The sequence below is a fragment of the Serratia sp. Ag1 genome, from assembly GCF_000743355.1.
Classification (GTDB): domain Bacteria; phylum Pseudomonadota; class Gammaproteobacteria; order Enterobacterales; family Enterobacteriaceae; genus Chania.
Map to the genome: position 1 here is coordinate 37,816 of NZ_JQEI01000004.1, position 18,559 is coordinate 56,374.

General features: G+C 56.0%; 16 protein-coding genes. 5 read left to right on the forward strand and 11 right to left on the reverse strand.

Annotation, left to right across the window (positions count from 1 at the left end; all coding sequences use genetic code 11):
- The first annotated feature begins 197 nt into the window (after positions 1 to 197).
- Genes IV04_RS03395 through IV04_RS03405 form a run of 3 tightly spaced genes read left to right on the forward strand, consistent with a single transcriptional unit; the run spans position 198 to position 3,929 of the window.
- A complete protein-coding gene (locus IV04_RS03395; protein WP_037400722.1) occupies positions 198 to 1,739 on the forward strand; it encodes a sugar ABC transporter ATP-binding protein in 1,542 nt (513 codons plus the stop codon).
- The gene (locus IV04_RS03400; protein WP_037400724.1) at positions 1,729 to 2,814 is read left to right on the forward strand and encodes an ABC transporter permease; all 1,086 of its coding nucleotides are present in this window, start codon (positions 1,729 to 1,731) and stop codon (positions 2,812 to 2,814) included. The genes IV04_RS03395 and IV04_RS03400 overlap by 11 nt, the downstream gene beginning before the upstream one ends.
- Before the next feature lie 14 nt (positions 2,815 to 2,828).
- Positions 2,829 to 3,929, forward strand: coding sequence for a substrate-binding domain-containing protein (locus tag IV04_RS03405; protein ID WP_037400726.1), 1,101 nt, complete (start codon positions 2,829 to 2,831; stop codon positions 3,927 to 3,929).
- Positions 3,930 to 4,081: 152 nt separating this feature from the next.
- Here the strand turns inward: IV04_RS03405 and mscS are convergent, their stop codons facing one another.
- The 4 genes from mscS to epd form a co-directional block, all read right to left on the reverse strand.
- Positions 4,082 to 4,936, reverse strand: a complete 855-nt coding sequence (gene mscS / locus IV04_RS03410; protein WP_037400728.1) for a small-conductance mechanosensitive channel MscS — start codon at positions 4,934 to 4,936, stop codon at positions 4,082 to 4,084.
- A 95-nt stretch (positions 4,937 to 5,031) separates the two neighbouring features.
- Positions 5,032 to 6,111 (reverse strand): class II fructose-bisphosphate aldolase, encoded by a 1,080-nt coding sequence (fbaA, locus tag IV04_RS03415; RefSeq protein WP_037400730.1) that lies wholly within the window; start codon positions 6,109 to 6,111, stop codon positions 5,032 to 5,034.
- A gap of 171 nt (positions 6,112 to 6,282) precedes the next feature.
- A complete protein-coding gene (gene pgk, locus IV04_RS03420) occupies positions 6,283 to 7,446 on the reverse strand; it encodes a phosphoglycerate kinase (protein WP_037400732.1) in 1,164 nt (387 codons plus the stop codon).
- Between the two features lie 77 nt (positions 7,447 to 7,523).
- Positions 7,524 to 8,540: an erythrose-4-phosphate dehydrogenase gene (gene epd / locus IV04_RS03425; protein WP_037400735.1), complete on the reverse strand. Its 1,017-nt coding sequence runs from the start codon at positions 8,538 to 8,540 to the stop codon at positions 7,524 to 7,526.
- 502 nt (positions 8,541 to 9,042) lie between these two features.
- Between epd and IV04_RS03430 the strand changes: the two genes are divergently transcribed.
- Positions 9,043 to 9,330, forward strand: a complete 288-nt coding sequence (locus IV04_RS03430) for a putative quinol monooxygenase (RefSeq protein ID WP_037400737.1) — start codon at positions 9,043 to 9,045, stop codon at positions 9,328 to 9,330.
- A gap of 81 nt (positions 9,331 to 9,411) precedes the next feature.
- Here IV04_RS03430 and tkt read toward each other — a convergent pair whose 3' ends face one another.
- The gene (gene tkt, locus IV04_RS03435) at positions 9,412 to 11,406 is read right to left on the reverse strand and encodes a transketolase (protein ID WP_037400740.1); all 1,995 of its coding nucleotides are present in this window, start codon (positions 11,404 to 11,406) and stop codon (positions 9,412 to 9,414) included.
- Between the two features lie 239 nt (positions 11,407 to 11,645).
- Between tkt and IV04_RS03440 the strand changes: the two genes are divergently transcribed.
- Complete coding sequence (locus IV04_RS03440) at positions 11,646 to 12,398, forward strand: M48 family metallopeptidase (RefSeq protein ID WP_037400743.1); 753 nt, start codon at positions 11,646 to 11,648, stop codon at positions 12,396 to 12,398.
- 53 nt (positions 12,399 to 12,451) lie between these two features.
- Here the strand turns inward: IV04_RS03440 and IV04_RS03445 are convergent, their stop codons facing one another.
- Genes IV04_RS03445 through IV04_RS03470 form a run of 6 tightly spaced genes read right to left on the reverse strand, consistent with a single transcriptional unit; the run spans position 12,452 to position 18,559 of the window.
- Positions 12,452 to 14,089: a thiamine pyrophosphate-binding protein gene (locus IV04_RS03445; RefSeq protein WP_037400746.1), complete on the reverse strand. Its 1,638-nt coding sequence runs from the start codon at positions 14,087 to 14,089 to the stop codon at positions 12,452 to 12,454.
- Positions 14,090 to 14,130: 41 nt separating this feature from the next.
- Entirely contained in the window at positions 14,131 to 15,600 is a 1,470-nt protein-coding gene (locus IV04_RS03450; RefSeq protein WP_037400748.1) for an aldehyde dehydrogenase, read from the reverse strand.
- A 16-nt stretch (positions 15,601 to 15,616) separates the two neighbouring features.
- On the reverse strand, positions 15,617 to 16,411 hold the full coding sequence (locus IV04_RS03455; RefSeq protein ID WP_037400749.1) for an aspartate dehydrogenase: 795 nt from the start codon (positions 16,409 to 16,411) through the stop codon (positions 15,617 to 15,619).
- Between the two features lie 14 nt (positions 16,412 to 16,425).
- On the reverse strand, positions 16,426 to 17,220 hold the full coding sequence (locus IV04_RS03460) for an SDR family oxidoreductase (RefSeq protein WP_037400750.1): 795 nt from the start codon (positions 17,218 to 17,220) through the stop codon (positions 16,426 to 16,428).
- A complete protein-coding gene (locus IV04_RS03465; protein ID WP_037400753.1) occupies positions 17,217 to 18,035 on the reverse strand; it encodes an alpha/beta fold hydrolase in 819 nt (272 codons plus the stop codon). The genes IV04_RS03460 and IV04_RS03465 overlap by 4 nt, the downstream gene beginning before the upstream one ends.
- A complete protein-coding gene (locus IV04_RS03470; RefSeq protein WP_037400757.1) occupies positions 18,035 to 18,559 on the reverse strand; it encodes a cupin domain-containing protein in 525 nt (174 codons plus the stop codon). The genes IV04_RS03465 and IV04_RS03470 overlap by 1 nt, the downstream gene beginning before the upstream one ends.

Sequence of the window (18,559 nt, forward strand, 5' to 3'; positions counted from 1 at the left end):
CCAGAAAAGCGGCACATGTCATTCAGCACGCGCATCATACGAAGAGATGATTATTAGGGGAAATGGATATTTCTAATCAGCCATCAGCAACACTAATAGCCCGCCATGTTTCATAACGATCTTGCCCAAGACCGCTCAGCACAACGGTATCTGCTGGCCGCTCAAGGTTGCGCTCACCGAACACCGGGGGACATCACATGATGCAGAGCAATACAGACCAACCCATTCTGACACTTAGCAATATCGTGAAGCGATTTGGCGGCAACATCGCGGTGAACGATGTCAGCCTGCAAGTGATGCCCGGCGAGGTAGTGGCGCTATTGGGTGAGAATGGTGCTGGCAAATCGACGCTGATCAAGGTGTTAGCCGGGGTTTACCCACGTGAGGGTGGTGAGATTCGCTTTCAGGGCCGCAATATCAGCTCGGCGGCGGCGATAAACAACGCCAACCACCAGCCGATTGCCTTTATCCACCAGGATTTAGGGCTGATCGAGTGGATGACGGTGGCCGAAAACATGGCCCTGGTGATGGGTTTCCCGCGCCGTTTGGGGCTGATCAACTGGCGCGCCGTCCGCCAGCGCGCCGCAGAAGCCTTGCAGGATATCGGCCTGATGCTGGATCCTGAGGCCCGAGTGTTTGAACTTTCCCGCACCGAGAAATCGCTGCTGGCCATCGCCCGGGCGGTGGCGGTAAACGCCGAACTGCTGGTGCTGGATGAACCCACCGCGTCTCTCCCCGCCAACGATGTGCGCCACTTATTTGCCGTGATCAACCGGCTGCGCGCCAAAAAGGTCGGCATGATCTATGTCACCCATCGCCTGGATGAGGTGATTGAGATTGCCGATCGGGTATGCGTGATGCGCGACGGCTGTTACGTTGCCGGGGGCCACACCGCCGATTACTCCCTGCACGATCTGGTACACCTGATCGTCGGCGAAGCGATAACGGGCGATAGCCGCAAGCCGTTGCCAGAGCAGCAACCTGCGGTACTGCAGCTCAGTAATGTGGTGATCGGCGAGATCGGGTCAGTCAGCTTCAGTCTGCAACCGGGTGAAATGCTGGCTTTGGCCGGGCTGCGCGGCGCCGGGCAGGAAGAGATTGGCCGCCTGCTGTTTGGCCTGCGCCAGCGCGATAGCGGTGAAATCCAGTTCCGCGATCGGCCTTACGCAGCCACAAGCCCACAACAGGCGATCGCCTGCGGCGTTTCGTTAGTCGCAGGCGATCGTACCGGCGAAAGTCTGGTGATGTCGATGAGCGTGCGTGAAAACCTGTTCCTCAACCCTTGCGCCGACGGCCACAGGCTGCTGGCACACTACAGTCGCCGTGCCGAAACCGCCGCCAGCGCGCAGAAAGTGCAACTGTTTGACGTGCGGCCAACAGGTGTTGATACCGATATCAGCGCCCTGTCCGGTGGCAATCAGCAAAAAGTCGTGATGGCACGTTGGATGCACTTGGGCGCACCGCTGCTGATCCTGGAAGATCCGACCGCAGGTGTCGATGTCGGTGCACGGGCAGAAATTTATCATCTGTTAAATCAATCCCTGGCCGCAGGCGTGGCTGTCTTGGTGATCTCCAACGATTTCGAGGAGATCGCCCATATCTGCAACCGTGCCTTGGTGTTCAACCGGGGAAGCGTGGTCGGCGAACTGAAAAACCAGCAGGTCTCGTTCGCCAATTTATTGGAACTGGCCTCTGCCAGCCTTGAGGAAGTTGTGGTGGAGCAACAGCATGTCGAATAAAACATCCGTTAAATCAACAGCATTAGAACAGCGCGTCAGCCTTGCGCAAGACGGCGCGGGCCCGTGGTTAATGCAACTCCTCACCCGTTACGGCTTGTTGTTGCTCTGCATCCTGCTGGTGACCCTGTTTTCACTGACTACGCCGTCGTTCGCCTCCATGCTGACGCTGCAGGCGATCCTGTCCAGCAAAGCCAAAATCGCCCTGCTGGCACTGGCAGCCACCATTCCGATGATCGTCGGCAAGATCGACCTCAACGTCGGTTTCGGCATCGTGCTGTGGCACATTCTGGCAATCACCCTCCAGGTGGAATACGGGTTTTCCTGGCAGATGGCGGTGTTAACCGTGTTGGTGATTTCTGCCTTGTATGGCCTGCTGAACGGGATTCTGGTGGCATTGGCGGATATCGACAGCTTCGTTGCCACACTGGGTTCCGGCACCGTGCTGTATGCCGTAGCCCTGTGGCACTCCGGCGGGCGGCAGATTGTCGGCGATTTACCCGATGCCTTTATCGCCCTGCACCATAGCGAAATCGCCGGTATCCCGATCGTCGCTTTTTATGTGCTGATCGTGGCTATCGTTCTGTGGTTAATCACAGAACACACGCCACTTGGCCGCTGCATGTATGCGGTCGGCGGCAACCCGGCAGCAGCACGGCTGAACGGTATTTCCGTCAACCGCTTCACCATAGGTGCTTTTATTGCTTCCAGCGTGCTCACCGGTTTCAGTGGTGTGTTGATCGCTGCAGAGCAAGGGGTTGGGCAGGCCAGCGTCGGTATGGATTATCTGTTACCGGCCTTGGTTGGGGCTTTCCTCGGCAGCACCACCATCCGCCCAGGACGGGTTAACGTCTGGGGTACAGTGATCGGTATTGCCATTCTGGCGATCGGCATTGCCGGTATCCAACAATTTGGCGGGGCATTCTGGGTGGAACCGTTATTCAACGGTGCCACCTTACTGCTTTCCATCACGCTGGCAGGCTATGCCCAGCGCCGCCGATTACTCAATCAAAAAACGGTACAGCACAGCCATGCCGTTTTAACTGAAAAAAATAACCAGAAAGAGATCGATTCTTGAGCCGGAGTTCACGTATGAAACGTTTTTGGATGTTGGCAGGAGCCACCACGTTGCTGTTAACCACCGCACCCGCTTGGGCGGATACTTATCTTGAGCAAGCCACGGCAGCAGTGAACAGGGCCACGGCAAGCACCACCCAGTGGGATGGCCCCACCAGCGGTCCGCAGTTACAACCGCACAAGAAAATCATTTTTATTGCCTCCGACATGAAAAACGGCGGTGTACAGGGGGTGCAGCAAGGGCTGAGTGAAGCGGCCAAAGCCGCCGGTTGGCAGCTAGAAACGCTGGACGGCGGTGGATCGGTGAAAGATCAACTGTCATCACTCAACCAGGCGATTGCCCAGAAACCGGACGGCATCGTCATCGGTGGCTGGAACCCCAACGTAGCCAAGATCCCGCTGAAAAAGGCCATCCAGCAAGGCATCGTGCTTACCGCCTGGCACGCAGAGCCAGAGCCAGGCCCGATCGCCAAGTACAATATCTTCTATAACGTCACTTCCGATTCCAACGAGGTGGCGCGCATCGCGGCACAATACGCGGTGGTGAAATCCGGCGGGCAGGCTAACGTGCTGATCTTTACAGATTCGCTGTATCAAATCGCTTTGGATAAGGCCAATGTGATGAAACAGGAGATCGGTAAATGCAGCGGCTGCAAAGTGCTGGAATTCATCGACACACCGTTGGCTGATACCGCCAACCGTATGCCCGCCATGACCTTCAGCCTGCTGCAGAAGTACGGTGATCAATTCCAGTACGCGCTGGCGATCAACGATCTGTATTTCGACTTTATGGCTCCAGCACTAAAAACCGCCGGTAAAGGCGGCCAAAATGCACCGTATAACATCTCTGCCGGTGACGGTTCTATTTCCGCCTATCAGCGCATCCGCTCAGGCGACAGCCAATCCGCCACCGTGCCTGAACCGCTGAAGCTGCACGGCTGGCAGTTGCTGGATGAATTCAACCGCGCCTTTGCCAAACAGCCACCTTCCGGTTACGTCACCCCCGTGCACCTGATCACCCGTGACAATATTGCCAGCAGCGGCGGTGCCAGTAACCTGTATGACCCGCAGAACGGTTATCAGGAACATTACAAAACCATCTGGGGCGTAAAATAAAGGGCAAAAACGACAAGCTTGAAACGCTTATGACGGATACGACAAGGCCACCGTGGGGGTGGCCTGAGGTTGGTCTTCTAGCCCGGGATACCCAGGTCTAGCGCACCGAGGGACGCTCCCCCTAATAACCCGCTTTGTCAGCAATTTGCTGATTATTCTGGCTTTTCAAGATGGCTAACACGTACATCCATCTGCGGACACGGGACGCCGATCTGGTGAATGTCTAACTGGCGTTTGAAGTTTTCCATCAGATCGAAGTAAACCTCCCAGAACTGGGCATTAGTCGTCCAGCAACGGGTGACAAAATTCAATGCCGGAGGAGCCATTTCGTTCAAACGCACGGTCACCCCTTTATCGTGCATAATACGCTTGTCGGCAGCAATCACATCGCCCAGTACCTGTTTCACCCGATCAACATCAGCGCTGTAAGCTACCGCCACCACGATATCCACGCGGCGGTGCGGCTCACGCGAGAAGTTGATGATATTACCAGAGATGATTTTACCGTTCGGCACTACAATGGTTTTGTTATCGGAAGTACGCAGGGTAGTAGAGAAAATCTCTACCTGATCAACCGTACCAGCAACACCTCCCAGATCGACAAACTCACCGGCACGCAACGGACGGAAGGCAACCAACAGCACGCCAGCCGCAAAGTTAGACAGCGAGCCTTGTAACGCCAGGCCAATCGCCAAACCGGCGGCACCCAACACCGCAATCACCGAGGTGGTTTGCACGCCAATCCGCCCCAACACCGCAATCAGCGTAAATGCCAGAATGCCGTAACGCACCATTGCAGCGAGGAAGTCAGCCACCGTGGCGTCAATACCCCGCAGCTTCATTACGCGATTGATCGCGTTACTGATAACGCGCGCAATAATCGAACCGATGATGAAAATGACGATCGCAGCGACAATGTTTACCGCATACTGGATCAGCATATCCTGATGATCCACCAGCCAACTGCTAGCCTGATTGATGTCCTCAATGATATTGAGATCTTTCATTTTAGTGCCTCTACTTTCATTCCCTCAATCGAGGGGGATTCACACCACAAAAAAGGCCCCCAAAAGGGAGCCTTCAGCGTCAAGGAGGACAAAGATTACAGCACGTTTACGGCGTTCAGATCTTTGAAAGCCTGTTCCAGACGGGTAATCATAGAAGTCTGGGCAGCACGCAGCCATACACGTGGGTCATAATATTTCTTGTTCGGCTGATCTGCGCCTTTAGGGTTACCCAACTGGCCTTGCAGATAAGCTTCGTTTTCTTTGTAGTAATTCAGGATACCTTCCCATGTGGCCCACTGGGTGTCGGTATCGATGTTCATCTTGATCACGCCATAGCTGACGGACTCTTTGATCTCTGCGTCGCTAGAACCTGAACCACCGTGGAACACGAAGTTCAGGCTGTTGTGTGGCAGGTTGAATTTCTTGGAGACGTAAGCCTGAGAATCACGCAGGATGGTTGGGGTCAGCTTCACGTTACCTGGCTTGTACACACCGTGTACGTTACCGAAAGAGGCCGCAATGGTGAAGTTCGGGCTGATAGCATTCAGTTTTTCGTAAGCGTAAGCCACGTCTTCTGGCTGCGTGTACAGCGCGGATGCGTCCATATGGCTGTTGTCTACACCATCTTCTTCACCACCGGTGCAACCCAGTTCGATTTCCAGCGTCATACCGATCTTCGCCATGCGAGTCAGGTACTTGCTGCAGATTTCGATGTTTTCTTCCAGAGATTCTTCAGACAGATCGATCATGTGAGAAGAGAACAGTGGCTTACCGGTGGCTGCAAAGTGTTTCTCACCCGCATCCAACAGGCCGTCCAGCCATGGCAGCAGTTTCTTCGCACAGTGGTCGGTGTGCAGAATCACCGGCACGCCGTAATGCTCAGCCATCTGGTGAACATGGTGTGCACCAGAGATTGCGCCCAGAATCGCCGCACCCTGTGGGATATCAGTCTTCACGCCTTTGCCTGCAACAAACGCGGCACCGCCGTTAGAGAACTGAACGATAACCGGAGCACGCACCTTGGCGGCGGTTTCCAGCACGGCGTTGATGGAATCGGTACCCACGCAGTTTACTGCTGGCAGAGCAAAGTTGTTCTCTTTAGCAACTGCGAATACTTTCTGAACGTCATCACCGGTGATAACACCAGGTTTTACGAAATCAAATATTTTAGACATGCGACTTTGTCCTGTTTCGTTGGCCGTTAATCCCTTCATTTTTAAGCCACAGCACAGTTGGCTGCAGCCTGAAAGCTAACGGGTAGGGATGGAGATTTATTTTACATTCCGCACCACAGTATCTCGGGCGGAGCAAAGCAAACGGGCGGTTTTCACCCCCCGTTATCTGAATCACTGCTTAGCGCGTTCTTCCAGCATCACCACAGCTGGCAGCTGTTTGCCTTCCACGAACTCAAGGAAAGCACCGCCACCGGTAGAGATGTAGGAAATCTTGTCAGCAATACCGAACAGATCGATCGCTGCCAGAGTGTCACCGCCGCCTGCAATCGAGAAGGCTTCGCTATCAGCGATAGCACGTGCCACAACTTCGGTGCCTTTACGGAAGTTAGGGAACTCGAATACGCCAACCGGGCCATTCCACAGAATGGTTTTGGCGTCTTTCAGGATCTTGGCCAGGCGCTCAGCCGAAACATCGCCCAGATCCAGAATTTGTTCTTCGTCTTTGATTTCGCTGGCTGGCTTCAGGGTCGCCACTGCGGTTTCAGAGAACTCGGTCGCTACACGTACATCGGTAGGCACCGGGATATCACAGGTTTCCAGCAGCTTTTTCGCTTCTGGGATCAGATCGGCTTCGTACAGGGATTTGCCGACGTTGTGACCTTGAGCAGCCACGAAGGTGTTGGCAATACCACCGCCCACGATCAGCTGATCGGCAATCTTGGACAGAGAATCCAGTACGGTCAGTTTGGTAGAGACTTTAGAACCGCCAACAATCGCCACCATTGGGCGCGCCGGGTTACCCAGGGCTTTGCCCAGAGCTTCCAGCTCAGCAGACAACAGTGGGCCCGCACAGGCAACAGGAGCAAATTTGCCCACGCCGTGAGTCGAAGCCTGCGCACGGTGTGCAGTCCCGAAAGCGTCCATCACATACACGTCGCACAGCGCCGCATATTTTTTGGACAAGGTTTCGTCGTCTTTCTTTTCGCCTTTGTTGAAGCGCACGTTCTCCAGAACCACCAGTTCACCGGCTGCAACCTCAACACCGTCCAGATAATCCTTCGCCAGACGTACTGGGGATTTCATGTGTTCTTTCAGGTAGTTCACCACCGGCAGCAGAGAGAACTCTTCGTTGTACTCGCCTTCGGTAGGGCGGCCCAAGTGCGAAGTCACCATCACATGCGCACCTTGTTTCAGCGCAGCTTCAATGGTCGGCAGGGAGGCACGGATACGCGCATCGGAAGTCACTTTACCGTCTTTTACTGGAACGTTCAGATCGGAACGGATCAGAACGCGCTTACCGGCCAGATCCAGATCGGTCATCTTGATTACAGACATGGTGAACCCTCTTTGTTGATTCTCTATAAAAATTGCCTGAACAGCACATCAACACGGCGTTGATGCAGAGTGCCTTATTAGAAACCGCTTGCGGCCATTGCCTGTGTTGTATCCAACATCCGGTTGGCAAAGCCCCATTCGTTATCGCACCAGACCAAGGTCTTTATCAGGTGCTGCCCACTGACCCGAGTCTGCGTGCCATCCACGATGGCGCTGTGCGGGTCATGGTTAAAATCGATCGAAACTAATGGTAGTTCGGTGTAGTCAACTATACCACGAAATGCGCCCCGTGCGGCCTTTTGCAACAACTGGTTGACCTCTGTCACCAACACCTTTGAACTCACGCTGACGCTGAGATCAATGGCCGTGACGTTGATGGTTGGCACACGCACGGAAATCGCTTCAAAACGATCGCAAAACTGCGGGAAGATACGGGTGATACCCGCGGCCAGCTTGGTGTCGACCGGAATAATCGACTGGCTCGCCGCACGGGTGCGCCGCAAATCCTGATGATAGGCATCTATCACCGGCTGATCGTTCATTGAGGAGTGGATGGTGGTCACCGTGCCGGATTCGATGCCGTAGGCATCGTCCAGCAGTTTGATAATCGGAATAATGCAGTTGGTGGTACAGGATGCGTTGGAAACGATGCGGTGGTCGCCACGCAGCGTTTGGTGATTAACCCCAAACACGATAGTTGCATCCAGATCGTTGCCCCCCGGGTGGGCAAACAGCACCTTCTTCGCGCCAGCGGCCAAATGGGCCTCACCGTCGGCGCGGCTGCCGTACACGCCGCTGCAATCCAACACCACATCCACGCCCAATTCGCCCCAGGGCAGTTGTTCCACTGCGGGTTGATGCAACAACCGGATGCTGTCATCCCCAACGCTCAGCACATCAGCTTCCTGATGCACATCCCAGGCAAAACGGCCATGGCTGGAATCATATTTCAGCAGATGGGCCATCCCTTCAGCGTTTGCCAGTTCATTGATGGCCACTACAGAAATCTCAGCGCGTCGTCCTGATTCATACAGTGCGCGTAAAACGCTGCGGCCAATACGGCCAAAGCCGTTTATCGCTATGCGGATTGTCATGCTACTCCCTGAAAAAGGGCCTTCCCTGCCGGAGCTACTCCGGTTAAAGGTCGGGTTGTGATTATCCGCCTAGAGTACTGTAGCGCACCGCCTGCTGTGAATCGCTGCATTACATTATTCATCAAACCTTGTTGCTCATCGCAACCGCTCCTCGCACGTTTCAGTGGCATACAACGCCAACTGAAACGCTTCAGCCGAGAATAAACCAAAGTTTTGCTAAAAGGAACAGGTGTAACCACCAGCCTGTCGAGTGGAAGTGATTTTGCGAAAATAAAATGATCTAGCGCACGTTTTTACGCCCTTATCCCCAATAGCATTAGCATGCTGGCATCAAGCACATGAGTTAACGTAAACAGTCAGATACTTAAGATAAATTCAGCATTTATTGAGGTAAACTGTTAGCCTTTACGCTGCCCGCTAGCAATCGGAAGTCATCCGCTACGTTTTACAGTATGACGGGTAAGGTTTTTTGGCAGTCAATGTTGCATAACAAGGAGCAGAAATGAGTGAAGTTAAAGTAGTCGCCCTGATCAAAGCCCAGCCAGAACACCGTGCTGCCGTGGATAAAGCCGTGCGTGCCATGGTTGCTCCAAGCCGCTCTGAACCAGGCTGCATCCAGTATGATCTGCATGAAGAGCAAGGCCATCCGGGGGCTTTCGTGTTTATCGAACGTTGGACTTCTGAGCAAGCACTGAAAGAGCATATGGCCATGTCTTACCATGATGCCTTCTTAGCTGAACTGGAAGGGAAGCTGGTGAGTTTAGAAGTGAAGAGATTGACTCAGCTCTAAGTCAAATAAAGCCCGGGATTGCCGGGCTTTGCTGCAACTGCAGAAAAAACCAATAGGAGCTGCACACAGCTCCCAGCGGATTTATTTCAACAAGGCTTGAGCCTTGGCTACCACGTTATCAACGGTGAAACCAAACTCTTTGAACAACAGCTCTGCCGGAGCAGACTCACCAAAGGTGTGCATACCTACGATCGCACCGTTCAGGCCCACGTACTTGTACCAGTAATCCGCAATACCGGCTTCCACCGCCACACGGGCACTCACGGAAGATGGCAACACAGACTCGCGGTACGCCGCATCCTGCTTGTCGAACGCGTCAGTAGACGGCATGGAGACTACGCGCACTTTGTGCCCTTCGGCACTCAGCTTATCAGCAGCCTGTACGGTAATACCCACTTCAGAACCGGTAGCAATCAGGATCACGTCTGGCGTGCCAGCGCAATCTTTCAGCACGTAAGCACCACGATAGACGTTTGCCAACTGTTCAGCAGTACGCGGCTGCTGGGTCAGGTTCTGGCGGGAGAATACCAGCGTGGTCGGGCCGTCGTTGCGTTCGATACCGTACTGCCAGGCAACCGCAGACTCAACCTGATCGCAAGGGCGCCAGGTGCTCATATTCGGGGTCACGCGCAGGCTGGCCAGTTGTTCAACCGGCTGATGCGTCGGGCCATCTTCGCCCAGACCGATAGAGTCGTGGGTGTAGACAAACACGTTGCGCAGTTTCATCAACGCCGCCATACGCACCGCGTTACGGGCATACTCCACAAACATCAGGAAGGTAGCAGAGTACGGCAGGAAACCACCGTGCAACGCGATACCGTTGGTGATGGCGGTCATGCCGAATTCGCGCACACCGTAGTGGATGTAGTTACCCGCCGGATCATCGCTCAAGGATTTGGAACCAGACCACATGGTCAGGTTGCTCGGCGCCAGGTCAGCGGAGCCGCCGAGGAATTCTGGCAACACTTTACCGAAAGCTTCTAACGCGTTCTGTGAAGCTTTACGGCTGGCAATGTTAGCTGGATTAGCTTGCAGTTGTTCAACGAACTGCTTGGCTTCGGTTTGCCAGTTGGCAGGCAGCTCCCCATTCACACGGCGCTTAAACTCGGCGGCCAGTTCTGGGAAGGCCTTGGCGTAAGCGGCGAACTTGCCGTTCCAGGCCGCTTCTTTCGCCTGACCGGCTTCTTTGGCATCCCACTGGGCATAGATATCCTGCGGGATCTCGAAGGCGGCATATTTCCAACCGAGTGCTTCACGGGTAGCTGCGACTTCAGCGGCACCTAGCGGTGCACCATGGGATTCATGGCTACCGGCTTTATTCGGTGATCCGAAGCCGATGGTGGTTTTACACATCAGCAAGGAAGGTTTGTCGGTGACTTTATGTGCTTCTTCGATCGCCGCTTTGATGGCATCGCTGTTGTGGCCATCAACACCACGCACCACGTGCCAGCCATAGGATTCGAAGCGTTTGGCGGTATCGTCAGTGAACCAGCCTTCTACGTGGCCGTCGATGGAAATACCGTTGTCGTCATAAAACGCGGTCAGTTTGCCGAGCTTCATGGTACCCGCCAGCGAACAGGCTTCGTGGGAAATGCCTTCCATCATGCAACCATCGCCCATAAAGGCATAGGTGTGGTGATCGACAATGTCATGACCCGGGCGGTTAAACTGCGCCGCCAGCGTGCGCTCGGCGATGGCAAAACCAATCGCGTTGGCAATCCCCTGCCCCAATGGGCCGGTCGTGGTTTCTACCCCTGGGGTATAACCGTATTCCGGGTGGCCCGGCGTTTTGGAATGCAGTTGGCGGAAGTTTTCCAACTCGCTCATCGGCAGATCGTAACCGGTGAGGTGCAGCAGGCTGTAAATCAACATGGAACCATGACCATTTGACAACACGAAACGGTCACGGTCAGCCCATTGTGGGTTAGTCGGGTTATGGTTCAGGTAGTCACGCCACAGGACTTCGGCGATATCTGCCATCCCCATTGGGGCCCCAGGGTGGCCGGAATTGGCTTTTTGCACGGCATCCATGCTGAGGGCGCGGATCGCGTTGGCAAGCTCTTTACGAGAGGACATGTTTTACTCCAGGTCGGATTAAAAAAGCAGTCTAGTTTTCTATTTTCTCAGACTCAGCATTAAAACGGCAATCCCTAATGCCAAATGAGAGCGAGTTCACAACTTATTAGCACGTTCGGTCAGTTTTTCGGAATAACACTATTCTCACCATACTTGACGTACAATAGGCTCGTGCGACAGAAATGACGTCAACAAACACTGCGCACACCACCCTTTTACTATCATGGGAAGATAGCTTTATGAAGATCCGCACTTCTTTGCTGGCAATCAGCATCACTACCCTGTTGACCGGCTGCCAGAACCTGAACACTGATACTCTGATGCAATCTGGAGCACAAGCCTTTCAGGCCGCTACGCTAAGTAATGACGATGTCAAAGCGCTGAGTGATAAATCCTGCGCCGAAATGGACAACCAGGCGCAAATCGCACCCGCCAACAGCACCTACACACAGCGTCTGAACAAGATCGCTGCTGCGCTGGGTGATAATATCGACGGTACCTCCGCGAACTACAAGGTTTACCTGACAAAAGACGTGAATGCCTGGGCGATGGCTAACGGCTGCATCCGCGTTTACAGCGGCCTGATGGACATCATGAACGACAACGAAGTGGAAGGCGTATTGGGCCATGAAATCGGCCACGTGGCGCTGGGCCACACCCGTAAAGCGATGCAGGTGGCTTACGGCACCGTAGCACTGCGCACCGCCGCCTCTTCGGCTGGTGGCATTGTGGGTTCATTGTCTGAGTCGCAGTTGGCCGATCTGGGCGAAAAGCTGATCAATGCTCAGTTCTCTCAGAAGCAGGAAAGCCAGGCTGATGATTATTCGTTTGATCTGCTGAAGAAGCGCGGTATCGATCCAAACGGGCTGGTGACCAGCTTCGAGAAATTGGCGCAGATGGAAGGCAGCCGCAAGAGCAGCATGTTTGACGGCCACCCACCTTCAGAAGCCCGCGCGCAGCATATCCGCGAGCGTATTGCCGCCGGGAAATAAATTATCTGTTCTGGGCGCAGATCGCTGCGCCCATTTATTACCTGTTCACCCACTCAATACAGCTTCTGCGGTGGCCCGGCGAACGTCAACGGCCCAACGCTCTTCATATCCACTTCCACCACTGACGGCCCCGGATAGTTAATCGCCTCTGCCAGCACACCGTTGAACTGCGCAGCATCGCTGACTTTCCAGGCCTTCAGCCCCATCGCTTCTGCCACTTGGCAAAATGCTGGGGTATGCAAATCGTTATAGTACTGACGCCCGGCGAAATACTTGTCCTGAATGCCACGCATCACGCCATAGCCACCGTCGTTCATGATCAGCAGCGTGATATTGGCCTGCTCCTGCGCCATGGTCGCCAGCTCTCCCAATCCCAGCGCCAAACCGCCATCCCCCACCAGCCCAACCACTTTGCGCTGCGGGTTGGCAATCGCTGTGCCGATCGCCATCGGCAGCCCCATACCGATCGCCCCAGCCAAGGAGTGAATGTTGCACAGCGGCGAGATCGCCCGGAACAAGCGGCTGCCCCATACGCTACCGGAGACGGTGATGTCGCGCACCAGCAGGCCATCTGCGGGCAGCGCGGCGGCAATCGCGTCATTCAGTTTGGCATATTCACCCGATTGCTGGCGCAACGCCGTTTCAGCCTGCTGCACCGCCAAGCTAATCTCGGCATCCCATGCAGCATTCACCTTCTCACCAGGGGCTAAACGGGCCGCCAGCGCGCTGAGCAATGCACCACAGTCGCCATTAACCTGCTCGTCCGCCACATAGTTGCGGTTGGCCGCCGCCGGATCGATATCAATCTGCACCAGCGGGCGCGGCAACGGCAGCGTCCAGGTGCGGGTTTCGTTGCTGCGCAGGCGGGAACCGGCGACCAGCGTCAAATCACACTGTTTGAGAATGCCCTCAACGCTCGGTGAGTTGTGGAAAGCGCGCAGGCTGCGCGGGTGGCTGTCTGGCAAAATACCGCGCCCATGGGTGCTGGACATCACCACCACCCCGGCGTCCGCCAACCGCTTCACCGCATCGCGACACGCTAATGCGCCCCCACCTACCCACAACAAGGGGCGTTTAGCCTGTTTTAACCGTTGATAAAGCAGCTCAACCGCCGCTTGATCAGCCACCGGTAGTTCTGGCGGCTGTATCGCTTTCCCTACCAGATTGGCGGGTACCAGGCTGTTCTGAATATCAATCGGGATCTCTACCGCCACCGGGCCACAAGGCACAGTCTGCGCTTCTTTAATCGCCCGTTGGATCACCGCCACCGCCTGCTCAGGGGAGTTTACCCGGTAAGCCTGCTTCGAACAGGCGCGCAGGAAGCCCAACTGATCTTTGGTTTCATGGATAAACCCGGCGTCGGCATCCAGATAGGCCTTTTCTACCTGGCCGGTGATATGCAGCAACGGCGTATTGGCATTCAACGCTTCAATCATCGCCCCTACTGCGTTACCCGCTCCGGCACCGGTGCTGGTCAGCGCCACGCCCAAGCCAGAGAAACGCCCGTGGGCGTCTGCCATCGTCACCGCACCAGCCTCACCACGCGCAGGCACAAAGCGGATCGCCCCGCGTTGCCCTACGGCATCGGCAATCGGCAGATTGTGAATTGAGATGATGCCGTACATTGCGGCCACCTCGTACTGTTCCAGAGTTCGGGCTATCGCCTCACCAACCGTTATTTTTTCGCTCATCATCTGCCTTCTTAATTGTCTTATGTCGTCGGGATCGCGAGTTAATCGCTCCAGCGGTTAGGCTGATTGTTAAGGGCCAGATACAGACTCTTTTGCTGCATATAAGCCTGAATGCCGTGCAGGCCTTTTTCACGCCCCAGACCACTTTGCTTAAATCCGCCGAACGGCGTAGAAATCGAGAATGTCTTGTAGGTGTTGATCCACACGGTGCCGGTTTCCAACTGCTCAGCCAACGCCATGGCGCGGGTAAAATCGCGTGTCCAGATCCCGGCGGCCAGCCCATAAACCGAGTCGTTAGCCTGTTCGATCAACTGTTGCTCATCGTCAAACGGCAGTGCCACCAACACCGGGCCGAAGATCTCTTCCTGGCAGGTGCGCGCACTGTTGCTCAACCCCTCGATAATGGTCGGCAGGTAATAACTGCCCTGTGCCAGTAGAGGATCGGCTGGCGCTTCGCCGCCCATCACCACCCGGCCCCCTTCCTGCTTCGCCAATGCCACGTAGTCCGCCACACTCTGCCGGTGTTTTTCATTGATCAGCGGGCCCAGATGCACTCCCGGCTCAAACGGGTTGCCGATACGCAACCCGGCGGTCAACTCACATAAACGCGCCAGCAGCGGTTGGTACAGCGAACGGTGGACAAACAGCCGTGACCCGGCAATGCAAGCCTGCCCGGCAGAGCTGAAAATGCCGTAGCAGATACCGCGCGCCGCCTGTTCCAGATCGGCATCGTCCAGCACGATAGTGGGCGATTTGCCCCCCAGTTCCAGCGAGGTCGGGATCAGTTTTTCGGCGGCGATATGCGCCAAATGGCGACCGGTGCTGGTGCCACCGGTAAAGGAGATCTTTTTCACCAATGGATGGCGTGCCAACGCCTCACCGATCACCGATCCTTTGCCCGGCAGCACGCTAAGCAAGCCAGCAGGCAACCCGGCCTGCTCAAACAGTTCCGCCAGCTTCAGCGCCATCAGCGGCGTCGCTTCCGCCGGTTTGAGGATCACCGCGTTACCCGCCGCCAGTGCGGGGGCCACTTTCTGCATTTCACTGGCAATGGGCGAGTTCCACGGGGTGATCGCCGCGATCACCCCCAGCGGCTGATACTGGCTCAGCGTCATCACATCGCGGTTGCGCTGGGTGGGGAGTTCCCCTTCCAGCACTTCGCAGGCCGCCGCAAAATAGCGGGCGGTCGCGGCGGCACTCATCACCAGGCCACGGGTTTCCTCCAGCGGTTTGCCGTTGTCGCGGGTTTGCAGTTGCGCCAGTTCATCTACCTGCGCGGTAATCAAATCGCTGACGCGATGCAGGATCGCCGCACGCTGATGCGGCACCAAACCACGCCAGGCCGGATCGCGCCAAGCACGTTCGGCAGCGCCTACCGCCTCATTAACGTCTTCGACGTTAGCCGCGTGCAAGCGGGCGTTGCTGCTGCCATCAGCCGGAAAAACCGAGCTCATGACCTCGCCACGCCCTTCACACCAGCGCCCAGCAAGGAAAATCTTTAACGTTTCCATTTAATACTCCTGCCATTCAGGCAATAAAACCGCCATCCACCAGACTGCGGCAGGCTTGCACCGCGCTCAGTGCTGCCAGTGTCGAGGTTTTTGGGTTACTCGCCAGCGGGTTACCGCACAGTTCAATCTGGAATTCACCAAACTGACCGCACACCTGTAAGCGATGGGTATTACGCTGGGTATGGGGATCCACCTGCAGACGCACCCGTGTGGCATCCATCCCCAGGCCGTGCAAGGCAATGGTGGCCGCCACGTTGGCGTTGGCCGGGAACATCTGCGCCGCCTCGCGCGCCGATCCTTCAAAGAACACCCGCGCTTCGCTGACGGCATTCAGGTCGATCAACTTCTCCGCCATACTGCCACGCCAACTGGCGGGGCTTTTGCTGGATTGATAGGTGACGCTCTCCAGCCCGCCTTCGCGCGCCGAGGCTAATCCGTCCATGCCTGCCACGGCACCAGACAGCACGATCAAGCGCCCGTTAAAACGCGCACAGGCTTGTTGCAGGCGCTGTTGCAACGCGGCATCCGCCAGTGCTCCGGTAGAGATGACCGCCAAGCGCCAACCACGCTTGACGATCGCTTCGCCAAATTCAGCCACCGCCTGCTGGCTGGCACATTCCAGCACCAAATCGGGCTGCTCGCTGCATTGTTCAGGATGCGTCAGCGCCTGTACTCGCCCGGTAAAAGCTGTTTGGATCTCAGCGTGATATTTTTCACGAGCGACGATCCACCCAAGACCGACGCCTTCCGGCAGGCGCGCCAACACCTCTTTCGCCATCGCGCCGTAGCCAATCATCATGATCTTTTTCATTTTTTCAGCCCTGATTACAGATGGCGACTAAAGCCGCCGGACACGTCCAGCGCCGCACCCGTGGTGAATGACGCCATCGGCGAAGCCAGGAATAACAACGCTCGCGCTGGCTCCTGCGGTTTACCCAAGCGGCCTAACGGGATGCCGCGCCGTGCCGCAATCGCTGCCGTCCACTGCTCCCAGTTTTGTTCTTTGTCCTGCCGCTCGGCAAAACGCCGCCGCCACTGGCCAGACTCCACCATGCCCAGCAGGATGGAATTAACGCGGATACCTTTGCCCACCAGCTCTTTCGACAGCGTTAACGTCATATTGAGCAAGGCGGCGCGGGCGGCAGAAGTGGCGATCATGTGTTCTTCCGGCTGCAACGCCAGCAACGAGTTAACACAGGTGATGGAGGCGATATTTGAACGTTCCAGCGCCGGTAAAAAGGCTTGCACCGGGTTGATCACGCCAAACAGTTTCAGCTCGGCCTCATGTAACCAGGCGTCACGCGGAGTTTGGTCAAAATGGGCGACAAAACCCTGCCCGGCGTTGTTGATCAACATATCCACGCCACCAAAACGGTGGCTGACCTGCTGGGCAAACTGTGCCACCTGTTCTGCATCCAGCACATCGCAGCACAGCGCCAGGATCTCCGCCTGCGGGAACTCTTCACGCAGGCTGGCCTCGGCGCTGGCCAGTTTGTCCGGGTTGCGGCCACAGAAGGCCACTTTCGCTCCTTCCACCAGCAGCAAACGCAGGGTTTCAAAACCGATGCCTGAAGAACCGCCGGTGACCACCGCTACCCGCTGTTCAATCTGAAAGTTCATGGTTGGATTACTCCCGTAAAATCCTGCACATAGCGGTTGAATTGCTCTGGTGCATCGAGATAACTGGCATGCCCGGCAGCGTCGATCGGGCGAAACTGGGCATCCTGTTGTTGCGCCAATGCTTCAGCCCCTTCTGGTGGCGTGATGCGATCTTCACGCCCACACCACACCTGTAGCGGGCCGTGGTAATGGCGCAGGTAGCGGCTGATATCGTCATTCGCCAACATCCAGGCAGCACTGAGAAAACCCGCCGGGTTAAGCTGCTGCATGCCACTGCGTACCCAGGCGATATCCAACGGATCGGCACCATCACGCAGCAAGGCCGCTGCACGCTGTTCACCGTAGCCCTGCGGGCCGAGCGTTTCGATCATCTGCTTGCGCTGCCCATACACCTGCTGGCGTTTTTCCGCTGCTGCGCTGGCATAGCCTTGTGCAGGGTCTGCCAGCACCAGCCCACTCAGCCCACTGGGATAAGCGGCTGCATAAGCACTGCCGATCAGCGCCCCAAGCGAATGCCCGACAATCAGCGGCTGCTCTAATTCCAGTTCAGCGATCAGCGCCGCCAGCGCTTGGGCATAACCGCTGGCCTTTGACTCCGCCAGCGGCAATGCCGCACTGCCGCCATAGCCTGGCGCGTCCCAGGCAATCAGGCGATGGCCGTTGGTTAACGCTCCATCGCCAAACTGCTTCACCCAGGACGCAGAACCGGAACTGATACCATGCAGCAGTACCACTGCCCGGCCATGCCCGGCTTCGCGCCAACCCAGCCAAAAGCCACTACAATCTTCCTGCTGGCGTTCCGGTAACGCGTTCATCAGTAACGTTTCACCTTTGACAGTGGATGATCCGCCGGGTAGGTCGGGGTTTCCGGCTTGGAGGTGCCGAGCATCACGCACATCAGCGCTTCTTCTTCACCGTGATTAAACAGGCCACGATAAACGCCTGCAGGCACTGAAATCAGGTCGCGCTCTTTCAGCTTGGTTTCGTAGTACTCTTCACCATCCTGAATCATCAGCGTAATGCTGCCTCTGAGCATAAAAAACACTTCTTCCACATCGTCATGCAGGTGCAGTGGCCCTTCGCATTTGGACGGCAACACCATAGTGGAGAAGGTAAAATGCTCTGCCGGCACGGTGTTGGTGTCGCTGACCACGCCGGTCGCACCAGTACCGATATAGCGCATCTGCGCACGGCGGTACTTTGGATCGTAATCAGCCTGGAATTTCAGCGCATTCCAGTCATATTTACGGCCTTCAAACCGGGCAATGCGTGACTCCACCCACTGCGCCATCGACAGATCTTGCGGCTTGATGCCAGTTTGATTATCAACTTGAGACAT

Coding starts and splice junctions, on each gene's coding strand:
- IV04_RS03445 (WP_037400746.1), bottom strand. CDS start 14,089: ATGAGCGAAAAAATAACGGTTGGTGAGGCGATAGCCCGAACTCTGGAA.
- IV04_RS03395 (WP_037400722.1), top strand. CDS start 198: ATGATGCAGAGCAATACAGACCAACCCATTCTGACACTTAGCAATATC.
- IV04_RS03440 (WP_037400743.1), top strand. CDS start 11,646: ATGAAGATCCGCACTTCTTTGCTGGCAATCAGCATCACTACCCTGTTG.
- tkt (WP_037400740.1), bottom strand. CDS start 11,406: ATGTCCTCTCGTAAAGAGCTTGCCAACGCGATCCGCGCCCTCAGCATG.
- IV04_RS03465 (WP_037400753.1), bottom strand. CDS start 18,035: ATGAACGCGTTACCGGAACGCCAGCAGGAAGATTGTAGTGGCTTTTGG.
- IV04_RS03400 (WP_037400724.1), top strand. CDS start 1,729: ATGTCGAATAAAACATCCGTTAAATCAACAGCATTAGAACAGCGCGTC.
- IV04_RS03450 (WP_037400748.1), bottom strand. CDS start 15,600: ATGGAAACGTTAAAGATTTTCCTTGCTGGGCGCTGGTGTGAAGGGCGT.
- pgk (WP_037400732.1), bottom strand. CDS start 7,446: ATGTCTGTAATCAAGATGACCGATCTGGATCTGGCCGGTAAGCGCGTT.
- IV04_RS03470 (WP_037400757.1), bottom strand. CDS start 18,559: ATGTCTCAAGTTGATAATCAAACTGGCATCAAGCCGCAAGATCTGTCG.
- IV04_RS03455 (WP_037400749.1), bottom strand. CDS start 16,411: ATGAAAAAGATCATGATGATTGGCTACGGCGCGATGGCGAAAGAGGTG.
- IV04_RS03430 (WP_037400737.1), top strand. CDS start 9,043: ATGAGTGAAGTTAAAGTAGTCGCCCTGATCAAAGCCCAGCCAGAACAC.
- fbaA (WP_037400730.1), bottom strand. CDS start 6,111: ATGTCTAAAATATTTGATTTCGTAAAACCTGGTGTTATCACCGGTGAT.
- IV04_RS03405 (WP_037400726.1), top strand. CDS start 2,829: ATGAAACGTTTTTGGATGTTGGCAGGAGCCACCACGTTGCTGTTAACC.
- epd (WP_037400735.1), bottom strand. CDS start 8,540: ATGACAATCCGCATAGCGATAAACGGCTTTGGCCGTATTGGCCGCAGC.
- IV04_RS03460 (WP_037400750.1), bottom strand. CDS start 17,220: ATGAACTTTCAGATTGAACAGCGGGTAGCGGTGGTCACCGGCGGTTCT.
- mscS (WP_037400728.1), bottom strand. CDS start 4,936: ATGAAAGATCTCAATATCATTGAGGACATCAATCAGGCTAGCAGTTGG.